We start from the raw sequence: 11,528 nt of genomic DNA, 5'->3' as shown, positions 1-11,528 counted from the left end.
CTCGGTCCGGCGCGTCAGGCGCCGGATTTTGTGGCGGCCTTGCTGGCGGCAATCCAGCTATCGATCTTTTTTTCCAGCACAGGCATTGGTAGCGACCCCGTGTCGAGGATTTGCGCATGGAACGCGCGCGGATCGAACCGGTCGCCAAGCGCCGCCTTGGCCTTTGCTTTCAGGCGGCTGATCGTCAGCTGACCGATTTTGTATGCAAGCGCTTGCCCCGGGATAGCGATATAGCGCTCGACCTCGGCAGTCGCGTCGGTCCGTGACATCGGCGAATTGGCAAGCATATAGGCGATTGACTGGTCGCGGGTCCAACCCTTGGCATGGATGCCGGTGTCGACAACCAGGCGCATTGCGCGGAGCATTTCATCGTCCAGACCACCCATCCGCTGATACGGGTCGGTCTCCATGCCCAAATCTTGCCAAAGCGTCTCGGCATAGAGCGCCCAGCCTTCGACATAGGCGGTGTCGCCGCCAAAGCGCATGAACGCGGGCAACGCCGCATTTTCCTGCGCTAGGCTGATCTGGAAATGGTGGCCGGGCACGCCTTCATGCAAGAACAAGGTTTCAGCGCCCCATGTGTAGCGCGAGGGAAGATCATAGGTGTTATAGAAGAACACGCCGGGCCGGCTGCCGTCGGGCGTGCCGCCTTGATAGGACCCACCCGCGTCGGTCTTTTCCTTGAAGGCGGGGACCGGGCGCACTTCAAGCGCCGTTTTGGGCAGCAGCGAGAATTGTTCGGGAATGCGCTGGTATATCCGCTTCTCGATCGCGTCATACAGATCATGCAGCTGAGCGGCTGATGCCGGCTGGAATCGCTTTTCAGTGCGCAGGTAAGTGAAGAACTCTGGCAAGCTGCCCTTGAAACCTGCTTTTTCCTTCTGCGTTTCCATTTCGGCCAGAATGCGCTTGACCTCGCTCAGGCCGAGTTGGTGCACATCCTCTGCCTTTAGCGGCAACGTGGTGTTGCTTTCGATTTTGTAATTATACAGCGCCGCGCCGCCAGGCAGGGCGGACAGGCCAACCGTGTCGCGCGCGACCGGCAGATAGGTGTTCGCCAGGAAATCGCGCATCCGCTGATGGGCAGGATAGATCACGTCGCGAATCTGCTTGGCATAGGCCGCCCGCAGCCGGGCCTGGTCCGCAGGCGTGATCGCCTCGGGAAACTTCTTCACTGGGCCGTAAAAGGTTGATTCCTCGACTGCTTCTTTCAGCAAATTGTCGAACTGGCCGATCATGTTGCGCACCACCAGCGTCGGATGGACGATCCCGTCCTTCATGCCGGTGCGGAAATGGGCGATCGCCCGGTCCATCAGCACAGCATATTCGGCATTGCGCTTCAGGTTGTTCTCATAATCCACCAGCGTCTTGAATGGCGCTGCGCCCGTGCCCGAGGAAAATTCGGGATAGAAGGTCTGGAAGCCGAAAAAATGGTCAATCGGCAACGCTTCATCAATCTTGCGTAGCTCGGGTGCATAGCCGCGCTTTTCGATCTCGCTGCGGTTCTTGAACACGTCATAGGCGAGTTGATCGACCAGGGTTAGCTTCGATCGATCGATCGCTGCCAGCCCTGCGAGATCGGCAGCATTCGCTTTAATCGAGGCCGCCGTAAATTCTTCGGTCAGATAGTCGCCAAGATGGTCGGCATAGCGCAGGTCGCCGCGGAAAATGCCTGAGATTGGGTTGCGTTTCAGCTGGGCTTCATCGCTGTCATAAAAGAGCTTCTTGAGCTTGGCGTCCTCTGCGCTGTCGCCCGCGGCGGCAAGCGGTGGTGGCAGTTGCGCCATCACTGCGGTGGGGGCTGCCGTCATCATCAAGGCAGCGATAAACAGGTTGGGCGTTGAGAATCTTGGCAAGGTCTTGCTCCCTAATAAGTGTCTTACCACTATAGCACGCCGTGCCCGACCACAATCCCGTTGTGTCGCCTCGGTGAGACCAAATCGCGCGGGAAGCGGGGCCCCAGCCCGGCAATTGCCTTAGCGAAACGGCGGTTCGTTGAACGCCCGGAGTTTGCGGCTGTGCAGTTTGGCCCCCTCGCGGCGGAGTTGTTCGCACGCTTCGATGCCGATTTTCATATGTTCGGCAATGGCCCGTTCGTAGAAACGATTGGCCTGGCCGGGCAGCTTAAGCTCACCGTGCAGCGGCTTGTCGGATACGCACAGTAATGTCCCATAGGGAACGCGGAAGCGATAGCCCTGCGCGGCGATCGTCGCAGATTCCATATCGATGCCCACCGCCCGCGAAAGCGAGAAGCGCAGCGCGGATTTCGAATACCGCAATTCCCAGTTTCGATCGTCGGTGGTGACGATCGTGCCGGTCCGCAGTCGGCGCTTAAGCTCGTCGCCCGACTGGCCCGACACGATCTCTGCCGCGCGCGCCATCGCCAGTTGGACCTCGGCGATGGCCGGGATCGGGATTTCGGGCGGCAACACATCATCAAGAACATGATCGTCACGCAGATAGGCATGGGCGAGAACATAATCGCCGATGCGTTGGCTTGGGCGAAGCCCGCCGCAATGGCCGATCATCAACCAGGCCTCTGGGCGCACGACGGCAAGATGATCGCAGATGGTTTTGGCGTTTGAGGGGCCGACGCCAATATTGACCAGGGTAATCCCGGTGCGATCATCCGCCATCAGGTGATAGGCAGGCATCTGGTGCCGACGCCAGGCGCTGGTATCGGCGAGCACCGCTTCGATATCATCGCCCGCCTTGAACAAGACGCCGCCAGCACCGGACAAAGCGGTGAAGCGACTGGGATTGCCGTCTGCATCTGGCCCAAGCTGTCCGGCTGCCCAGCGCACGAATTCATCGACATAACGGTGATAATTGGTGAACAGCACGTACCGCTGAACATGTTCGGGCGGCGTGCCGGTATAATGCCGCAGCCGCGCCAGTGAGAAATCGGTCCGCAACGCGTCAAAAAGCGCGAGGGGGCGAATCCCTTGTTGGGTTCCGAGCAGCCCATCGGCGGTTTCGTCGCCAATATAGGCCAGTTCGGTCGCCGGGAAATGGCGCGATAACTCCGTCGCCGACACTTCATCAAGGCTGAGCGCCGCGCCGGCATCCAGCACATAAGGAAAGGGAATTTCCTGCCGACCAGCGCCGGCTTCAACCGACACGTCATAATCTTCGATCAACAACCCGAGTTGTTCGATGAGATAATCGGCGAATTGCGCGGGCTTGGTGACACTGATGCGGTATTCGCCTGGTGTGACCAAGCGACCGAATGAACGCATCGGCGTCGGCCGATCATCAGCGCCACGATAAATCAGTCGGATCTCGGGATAGGCAAAGGACCCATCGGTGCGCATCGAGGCGGGCGGGATCGTCCCATCCCGCAGATAAGCCGTCAGGGCCGCGCGCAACCGCTCGACTGATTTTGTATAGAGCCGATCGAGTTCGGCGATGATTTCAGCAGCACGGTTCATGCATCGGCGCTAATCGAGCGATGCGACACTGGCAAGACAGCCCAGCCTTGCTTTCCGTGCCAGTCATTAAGATCGAACGACGATCAGCGGGGGCATCACGATCGATGCGCCCCGCCGATTGGCTATTTGCTCACCGTTCCGGGCTTGTCATCGTCCTCAAGCAGCTTGCTGACGCCATAAGCCGCGCCGGCGGCCGCCACCACCACGCCGCCAGCGATGGCTGCAGCGGTGAGTGGATTTTCCTTCACTGCCTCAACCGTCGATTCGACGACATCCTCAATCGCTTCTTGCGCGCGTGCCAGCAGCGATTTGGCTTCGGTCTCGATGGTCGTGACTGATGGCAGGACGGCAGCAAGCTCATCGGTGGCGGTCTTTATGGCGTTCTGAATGGTATCATCGCTCATTGCCTGGATCCTTCAGGGACAGAATTGGAAGTGTCGATGATCAACGTCGCCGGGCCATGCGGGTTCCAGCCTGCGGCGCTATTGGTCGGAATCATGGATATGACGCCAAAGTTCCGGGCATGTTACATCGTGTCGAGCATATGCTCCGCTGAGCTGACCTTGAACTCGCCCGGGCCTTCGACGTTCAGCTGGGTGACCACGCCGTCATCGACCAGCATCGAAAAGCGCTGGCCGCGCTTCCCCATGCCGAAGCGTGAACTATCGGAGGCCAGGCCGATCGCTTCAACAAAGGCGGCATTGCCATCGGCAAGCATCGTGATTTTCTCATCAGCGGCGTTGGATTTGCTCCAGGCCCCAAGCACAAAGGCATCGTTGACGGCCGTGCAGGCGATTTCATCGACACCCTTAGCCTTAAAGGCATCAGCCTTGTCGATAAAGCTTGGGAGATGCTTGGCGGAACAAGTTGGCGTGAAAGCGCCGGGGACAGAAAACAGCGCAACCTTGCGCCCGGCAAAAAAACTGGCGGAATCGACGGCCTCGGGACCGTTTGCGGTCGCCTTGATGAAGGTTGTCTGGGGGAGCTTGTCACCTACCTGGATCGTCATGCCGCTTTATCCTTCGCGCCGAAATTATGCGCCCGCTTTAGACGCGCGCGCCCGGCGATTGAAGCGGCTAACAGGAAAATGCGTAATTTCTTCGCGCGCGAGGGGAATGCGACTCAGCCGGCAAGGCACATACTGATCGCTCAGCACATCTTGAAAGTAGGACAGACGCCGCTTTGGACCGCGCGCTGGCTAGCGTATAGACCGGGTGTATGAACCGACCGCTCTATCTCACCGGGCAATTTTTGCTCGCCTTGCCCGGCATAGGGGATCCGCGCTTCGATCATGCGGTTATCGCGATGTGCGCCCATGATTCCCAAGGGGCGATGGGGATCGGCATCGGCGCCCAGATCGCCGATCTTGGGCTGCACGAGATCCTCGAACAGTTTGAGATCGACGTTGGCGACGCCCCTGATGCGCCGGTAAACTTCGGCGGGCCGGTTGAGCCGGGCAGGGGATTTGTGCTCCACAGCAATGATTGGGGTGGGCAGGATACGATCGACGTTGCGGGTCGCTGGTCGCTATCGGGCACGATCGACATTCTACGCGCGATTGCAGAGGGCCGCGGCCCGTCGCAATGGGTGGTTGCGCTTGGGTATGCCGGTTGGAGCGAAGGCCAGCTTGATCGCGAGATGACTCAGCATGGCTGGCTGTCGCTGGAAGGCGATCCCGCATTGATTTTTGAAACACCGGCCCGTGATCGCTGGGCTCGCGCACTAGCCGGGGCAGGGGTTGATCCGCGTTTCCTGTCGAGCGAGGGGGGGCGCGCCTAGCCCTAAGTGACCCGTCGCGACGCTATTCTGCAGAAACATATAAAGACATCTTTATATTTGATTTGGACGCCATCACTGGCTATGGCCGCTCGCAGGCAGCCGCAGTGGCGGCCAAAGTTTAAGCCCCAGGAGATTTCTACGTGGCCACCGTCATCGAGCGCCCTGATTATGTCGTCGCGGACATCACCCTTGCCGATTTCGGCCGCAAGGAAATCAACATTGCCGAAACCGAGATGCCCGGCCTGATGGCGTTGCGCGAGGAATTCGGCGCATCTCAGCCGCTGAAGGGCGCGCGCATCACCGGATCGCTGCACATGACGATCCAGACCGCCGTCCTCATCGAAACGCTGACCGCGCTCGGCGCGAAGGTGCGCTGGGCGACGTGCAACATCTTCTCGACGCAGGACCATGCTGCTGCCGCCATCGCCGCATCGGGTGTGCCAGTGTTCGCGATCAAGGGCGAAAGCCTGGCTGATTATTGGGACTATGTCGGTTCGATCTTCGATTGGGGTGATGAAACCGCCAACATGATCCTCGACGATGGCGGCGACGCCACGATGTTCGCGCTTTGGGGCGCCAAGCTTGAAGCTGGCCACTCGTTCCCTGAGCCCGAGAATGAGGAAGAAGTCGAAATGCAGCGCGCCGTGAAGGCGTTCGTTGCGGCCCGTCCCGGCTATCTCACCAAGAGCGTCGAGACGATCAAGGGCGTGTCGGAAGAAACGACGACTGGCGTTCACCGTCTCTATGCTATCGCCAAGAAGGGCGAGCTGCCGTTCCCCGCGATCAACGTTAACGACAGCGTCACCAAGTCGAAGTTCGACAATCTTTACGGCTGCAAGGAATCGCTGGTCGACGCGATCCGCCGCGGCACCGACGTGATGCTCGCTGGCAAGGTCGCTACCGTCGCTGGCTTTGGCGATGTCGGCAAGGGCTCGGCCCAGTCGCTCCGCAATGGCGGTGCGCGCGTGCTCGTCACCGAAATCGATCCGATCTGCGCGCTGCAGGCGGCGATGGAGGGCTTTGAGGTCGTGACGATGGAAGAAGCCGTCACGCGTTCCGACATTTTCGTCACCGCCACGGGCAATGCCGATGTCATCACCGCCGATCATATGGCGGCGATGAAGAACATGGCGATCGTCTGCAACATCGGCCATTTCGACAGCGAAATCCAGATTGCGGCGCTGTCCAACTACAAGTGGACCGAAGTGAAGCCGCAGGTCGATCTTGTCGAATTCCCAGATGGCAAGCAGATCATCATCCTGTCGAAGGGCCGCCTGGTGAATCTTGGGAACGCAACCGGCCATCCGTCGTTTGTCATGTCGGCAAGCTTCACCAACCAGACGCTGGCGCAGATCGAGCTGTTCACCAACCCGGGCCAGTATAACAACGACGTTTATGTCCTGCCGAAGCACCTCGACGAGAAGGTCGCAGCGCTTCACCTGGAAAAGCTGGGCGTCAAGATGACTCAGCTCACCAAGAAGCAGGCCGACTATATCGGTGTGCCGGTCGAAGGGCCGTTCAAGCCGGACCATTACCGCTACTAAGAGGTCACGCCCATCCGGGTTGACAGCAGAGGGTCGCGTCCGGCAACGGGCGCGGCCCTTTTCGGTCTGGGGCCCATGGTTGGCTTCGTGACTGGCCGCTTCCCCTTGGCGATGACGCGCACTAAGGCGTTGGCCATGAAGCAAGCGCGTTTGCAGGCGTCGGAATTGGCGCGATGATGAGTCAGTCGGCAACCGGACCGACATTCGGACCTGCGCTTGGTCCGACATTGGGGCCAATCATTGCGGGCGTGGCGCTGGCGGTGTTGGTGGTGATCGCCGGTTGGGCGCTATTCATCGGATTGCGCGCCCGCGCCGCAAGCGCGGCGCTTGAGGCAGATCACGACCAGCTGGCGATTTTGTTGGCATCGTCGCCGGCATTATCGATGATTGTGCGCCCCGATGGTCGCCTCAGTTTGCCCGATCGGTTGACGGATTGGTTCGGACTTTTTCCGCCGCCGCACGACCTGGCCGACCTTGCCCGGGATGATTCAGGGCTGGCGGCATCCGATCTTGCGGGGCTGACGGCAGACGTCGATGCTGCACAGAAATCGGCCCGACCTTTTAGCCGATCGGTGCGGGTACAAGGGAGCGCAAAGGTGCTGCTGCTGAAGGGGCAGCGCGCGCCACAAGCCATGAATGTGGGCGGCAGCGTCCTGATTTGGGCGTTCGATGCCACCGATAGTGAGGCGGAGATTGCGCGACTTGCGTCTGCGGAAGCACGGATCACCGAAGCGTTTCAGGCGTTGACCGGCCTGATTGAAGCGGCACCGATGCCCATGTGGTATCGTGGGCCCGATTTGCGGCTGGCGATGGCCAATTCGGCCTATGTCCAGGCAGTAGAAGGCCGAGACGCTGAAGACGTGATTGCGCGCGGTGTGGAGCTGATTGAAGAAACCGGCGGTGGCGGGCCACTCGCCAACGCGATTGCCGCGCGCGACACCCAGCGCCCGAAATCCCAGGCAGTTCCCGCGACGATCCTGGGCGCTCGGCGGATGTTGCGTGTGTTCGATGTACCGTTGCCGACCGGCGGAATCGCTGGCTTTGCGATTGATATCGAAGAGTTGGAACAGGCGCATTCGGTGATCAAGCGGTTCGCTGAGGCGCAGCGGGCGATGCTCGACCAACTTTCAGCCGGTGTGGTCCAGTTTGCCGCGGACCGGACCCTGGCGTTTTGCAATCAGCCATTTCGACGGCTTTTTGCGATGCGGCCCGAATGGTTGGTTGACCGACCAGAATTTGATCGCGTGCTTGAACGGATGCGAGAGGCCAGTCGGTTACCCGAAGTCCGCGATTTTCCGGGCTGGAAAGCTGAACGTCGCGAATGGTTTGCCGCCGCCGAGAGCCAGATCGAAGAAAATTGGCTGCTCCCCGGTGGGGTCCATCTCCGCGTGGTCGCCCAGCCCTTGCCCGATGGCGGACTGTTGCTGATCTTTGAGGACCGGACCGAGCAAATCCAGTTGGCGAGCGCACGCGATACACTGCTACGCGTCCGCACTGCCACGTTTGACAATCTGTTCGAAGCGCTTGGCGTATTTGCCGCCGATGGCCGGTTACAGCTCTGGAACAACCGCTTCCGCCTGACGCTGGGCTTTGAGGAGGAGTTCCTCGCACAGCATCCGCGTGTTGATGTGCTGGCCAAGGCTGCGGCTCCAAAGCTCGCCAGTGCTGGCAAGGCCGTGTTGATCAGCGATCTCGTGCGATCGGCGACGGTCGAGCGGCTCCAACGCGGTGGCAACCTGGCCTTTGCCGATGGGCGTCATTTTGAATTTGCGGCTGTGCCGCTGCCCGATGGCAACGCGCTGTTCACGATGCTGGACATTACCGACAGCCACAAGATCGAAATCGCGCTGCGCGACCGCAATGAAGCGCTTGAAGCAGCCGACCGAGTCAAAACCAATTTCGTTGCCAATATGAGCTATGAATTGCGCACACCGCTTACGTCGATCAGCGGCTTTGCAGAGATGTTGCAAGGCGGATATGCGGGTGACTTGCCCCCCGCCGCCATCGATTATGTGACCGCGATCATGGAATCAGTCGAGCGGCTCGGCGGATTGGTCGACGATGTGCTCGATCTGACCCAGAATGACGATCGCGGCAGCCCGCCCGCGACGGTGGAGGTTGACCTTGGTGAGTTGGCACGTGAGGTCGCCGCCAAGCTCGATACGGTGGTCAGCGCGCGCAAATTGGATTTTGCAATCGAAATTGCCCCGTCAGCGGGCAAGGTCATGGGCGATCCGCGCCGACTTGGACAGGTGATCGACAACCTGTTGCGCCATGCCATTTCTGGTATGCCGGAAGGGGGGCGGGTGTTGCTGCACGCTGATGGCACGGCGGCGTCGGCGCGGATTGTGGTATCGGACAATGGCCGGGGCATGAGCGAAAAGGCGATTGCGCGGGCGTTTGATCGCTTCGCCGAGCCTGGCATCACCCGCAATGGGGAGCGCGCGCTGGGGCTTGGCCTGCCGCTCGCCAAGCAATTTGTTGAAGCGCATGGCGGCACAATCGCCCTGATTTCGGAGCGCGGGCAGGGGACGTTGATTACCGTTGACCTACCCCGCCAATCGCCGGGCAAAGCATGAACGGGCACAACGACCCCGTCGTGCTGACCGATCCCGACGCGAGCGATCGATTCGGTGCTGCGCTGGCAAAGCTGGTTGTTCCCGGCGATGTCATCACGCTGGCCGGGCCGTTGGGGGCAGGCAAGACGAGCATTGTGCGCGGATTGCTTGCCGCGCTTGGGCTGGCGGGGGAAGCGCCTTCGCCAAGTTTTGCGATCGTTCAGCCTTATGCTCCGCCCGATACCATATTGCCGGTGCTGCATGTCGATCTCTATCGCATTGATGATCCTAACGAAATTGCCGAACTGGGGCTGGACGACGCCGCAGCCGAGCAGCTGACGATTGTTGAATGGCCGGAACGCGCACCGGCGGGATATTGGCCGGATGCGCTGGCACTGACATTGTCGTTCACGGCCGATGGCGGGCGCGCCTTGACAGCGCTGGTCCCCGCGCCATGGAGAGCGCGATGGCCGCTGAAATGAACCTTCCGCCCGCTGCACGCGATTTCCTGGCAATGCATGGCTGGGGCGCGGCATCGATTGCGCCGATCACCGGCGATGCGTCGTTCCGGCGATATTTTCGTGTCCATGATGCAAGCCGCACCGCCGTACTGATGGACGCGCCGCCGCCAGTGGAAGATCCACGACCCTTTATCGATATTGCGCGCTGGCTGTATGCGCGCGGCTTTGCAGCACCAGAAGTGCTCGCCGTCGACCTGGATCATGGCCTGGTGCTGATCGAGGATTTCGGCGACGACCGCATGCGCGAAGCGGTGGATGCGGACCCTGCGCGTGCCCCCGCGCTGTACCGGGCGGCAGTGGACGTGCTGGTCGGGCTGCATCGCCAATCACCGCCACCGCTTACCGCCTATGACCGTGCAGCGATGGATGAAAAGACGCAGCTGCTGATCGACTGGTATTGTCCGGCAGTGGGCCTGGCGCCCGATATGGCCGCCTATCGCGCGGCCTGGGGCGAAGTGCTGGATCAGGCTGTCCCCGAACAACCCGTGATCGTCCTGCGCGATTATCATGCCGAAAACCTAATGCTTGTGCCCGATGGGCGAATGGGATTGCTGGATTTTCAGGACGCAACCAGTGGCCACCCGGCCTATGATCTTGTCTCGCTGCTGCAGGATGCGAGACGCGACGTTGAGCCCACGATAGAGACGGAAATGCTCGCGCATTACAGGCGGGAAGCAAACGCAGGGCTAGATTTCGACATTGCCTATCATGTGCTCGGCGCGCAACGAAACACGCGGATCATCGGCGTTTTTGCGCGCCTGTGGCAGCGCGATGGCAAGCCGCGCTATGCTGCGCTCTGCCCGCGCGTTTGGGGCTATCTGGAACGTGATCTAGCCCATCCAGCGCTCGCCCCTGTCAAAGCCTGGTTCGATGCCAATATCCCAGCCGACCTGCGCGGCGATCCCTTGGTCATCGCCGGTCGATGAGCGCGGTGCGCACGCTGGCGATCCGCCCCGATCCGGGCGGGATCGTGCCCGAAACGGCAATGGTGATGGCAGCCGGCCTTGGCACCCGGATGCGCCCGTTGACGGCCACACGCCCCAAACCACTGGTTGAAGTGGCCGGCAAGGCGCTGCTTGATCATGCGCTAGATCGCTTGCGCGCCGGGGGCGTCAAGCGCGCCGTCGTCAATGTCCATTACATGGCCGACGCGATCGAGGCGCATGTGCAGCGCAGCGGGCACGGTCTGGACATTGTCATCTCTGACGAACGCGCACAGCTGATGGAAACAGGGGGCGGGCTGGTGCAGGCGCGCAACCTGATCGGCGATAAGCCCTTTGTGTCGGTCAACAGCGACAATCTGTGGGTTGATGGGCCGATTGATTCGATCCGCGCATTGGCGGCGGCATGGGATGATGCGCGGATGGATGCGTTGTTGTTGATGGTCCCGTTGGCCCGCGCCAATTGCCACAGCGGCACCGGTGATTTCTACCTCGATCCACATGGACGGATTACCGGCAGGCGGCGGCGCGGGCGGCTTGCGCCCTTCGTCTGGACCGGGGTGCAGATATTGTCCCCGCGCATCATATCGGATTGGCCGGATGGACCGTTTTCGACCAACTTATTCTGGGATCGGGCGATTGCCGCTGGCCGTGCATTTGGCATGAGCTATCAGGGACTGTGGTTTGATGTCGGTACGCCGGGTGCCATTGCCCAGACCGAAGCGATCCTGGCCGATGGCTGAGCGGGGTGGCT

The 11,528-nt window shown here is 60.8% G+C and carries 10 protein-coding genes; 6 read left to right on the top strand and 4 right to left on the bottom strand.

Annotated features, from left to right (window positions below):
- Positions 1–14 precede the first annotated feature (14 nt).
- The 4 genes from B7Y43_RS02075 to B7Y43_RS02060 all read right to left on the bottom strand — a co-directional run bounded on the left by B7Y43_RS02075 (position 15) and on the right by B7Y43_RS02060 (position 4,440).
- A complete protein-coding gene (locus B7Y43_RS02075) occupies positions 15–1,814 on the bottom strand; it encodes a DUF885 family protein (protein WP_374130186.1) in 1,800 nt (599 codons plus the stop codon).
- A 162-nt stretch (positions 1,815–1,976) separates the two neighbouring features.
- A complete protein-coding gene (locus B7Y43_RS02070; protein ID WP_374129947.1) occupies positions 1,977–3,431 on the bottom strand; it encodes an AMP nucleosidase in 1,455 nt (484 codons plus the stop codon).
- Between the two features lie 122 nt (positions 3,432–3,553).
- Positions 3,554–3,835 carry a hypothetical protein gene (locus tag B7Y43_RS02065; RefSeq protein WP_374129946.1) on the bottom strand — a complete coding sequence of 94 codons (282 nt, stop codon included), beginning with the start codon at positions 3,833–3,835 and terminating at the stop codon, positions 3,554–3,556.
- 122 nt (positions 3,836–3,957) lie between these two features.
- Complete coding sequence (locus tag B7Y43_RS02060) at positions 3,958–4,440, bottom strand: peroxiredoxin (protein WP_374129945.1); 483 nt, start codon at positions 4,438–4,440, stop codon at positions 3,958–3,960.
- Positions 4,441–4,649: 209 nt separating this feature from the next.
- Between B7Y43_RS02060 and B7Y43_RS02055 the strand changes: the two genes are divergently transcribed.
- The 6 genes from B7Y43_RS02055 to B7Y43_RS02030 all read left to right on the top strand — a co-directional run bounded on the left by B7Y43_RS02055 (position 4,650) and on the right by B7Y43_RS02030 (position 11,517).
- Positions 4,650–5,210, top strand: coding sequence for a YqgE/AlgH family protein (locus tag B7Y43_RS02055; RefSeq protein WP_374129944.1), 561 nt, complete (start codon positions 4,650–4,652; stop codon positions 5,208–5,210).
- Positions 5,211–5,350: 140 nt separating this feature from the next.
- On the top strand, positions 5,351–6,754 hold the full coding sequence (ahcY, locus tag B7Y43_RS02050) for an adenosylhomocysteinase (RefSeq protein WP_374129943.1): 1,404 nt from the start codon (positions 5,351–5,353) through the stop codon (positions 6,752–6,754).
- A 176-nt stretch (positions 6,755–6,930) separates the two neighbouring features.
- Positions 6,931–9,333, top strand: coding sequence for a PAS domain-containing sensor histidine kinase (locus B7Y43_RS02045; protein ID WP_374130185.1), 2,403 nt, complete (start codon positions 6,931–6,933; stop codon positions 9,331–9,333).
- A complete protein-coding gene (gene tsaE / locus B7Y43_RS02040; protein ID WP_374129942.1) occupies positions 9,330–9,794 on the top strand; it encodes a tRNA (adenosine(37)-N6)-threonylcarbamoyltransferase complex ATPase subunit type 1 TsaE in 465 nt (154 codons plus the stop codon). The genes B7Y43_RS02045 and tsaE overlap by 4 nt, the downstream gene beginning before the upstream one ends.
- Entirely contained in the window at positions 9,779–10,759 is a 981-nt protein-coding gene (locus tag B7Y43_RS02035; protein ID WP_374129941.1) for an aminoglycoside phosphotransferase family protein, read from the top strand. The genes tsaE and B7Y43_RS02035 overlap by 16 nt, the downstream gene beginning before the upstream one ends.
- Complete coding sequence (locus B7Y43_RS02030) at positions 10,756–11,517, top strand: nucleotidyltransferase family protein (RefSeq protein ID WP_374129940.1); 762 nt, start codon at positions 10,756–10,758, stop codon at positions 11,515–11,517. The genes B7Y43_RS02035 and B7Y43_RS02030 overlap by 4 nt, the downstream gene beginning before the upstream one ends.
- The last annotated feature ends 11 nt before the right edge of the window (positions 11,518–11,528 follow it).

The organism is Sphingomonas sp. 28-62-20 (genome assembly GCF_002281505.1).
The sequence above is the reverse complement of the archived record's forward strand: the minus strand, read 5'-3'. Positions and strand labels throughout refer to the sequence as shown.

Bases quoted from the DNA above. Each gene is read 5' to 3' on its own strand.
- B7Y43_RS02060 (WP_374129945.1), bottom strand. From the start codon at position 4,440: ATGACGATCCAGGTAGGTGACAAGCTCCCCCAGACAACCTTCATCAAG.
- B7Y43_RS02045 (WP_374130185.1), top strand. From the start codon at position 6,931: ATGAGTCAGTCGGCAACCGGACCGACATTCGGACCTGCGCTTGGTCCG.
- B7Y43_RS02070 (WP_374129947.1), bottom strand. From the start codon at position 3,431: ATGAACCGTGCTGCTGAAATCATCGCCGAACTCGATCGGCTCTATACA.
- B7Y43_RS02065 (WP_374129946.1), bottom strand. From the start codon at position 3,835: ATGAGCGATGATACCATTCAGAACGCCATAAAGACCGCCACCGATGAG.
- B7Y43_RS02030 (WP_374129940.1), top strand. From the start codon at position 10,756: ATGAGCGCGGTGCGCACGCTGGCGATCCGCCCCGATCCGGGCGGGATC.
- tsaE (WP_374129942.1), top strand. From the start codon at position 9,330: ATGAACGGGCACAACGACCCCGTCGTGCTGACCGATCCCGACGCGAGC.
- B7Y43_RS02035 (WP_374129941.1), top strand. From the start codon at position 9,779: ATGGCCGCTGAAATGAACCTTCCGCCCGCTGCACGCGATTTCCTGGCA.
- B7Y43_RS02055 (WP_374129944.1), top strand. From the start codon at position 4,650: ATGAACCGACCGCTCTATCTCACCGGGCAATTTTTGCTCGCCTTGCCC.
- B7Y43_RS02075 (WP_374130186.1), bottom strand. From the start codon at position 1,814: ATGATGACGGCAGCCCCCACCGCAGTGATGGCGCAACTGCCACCACCG.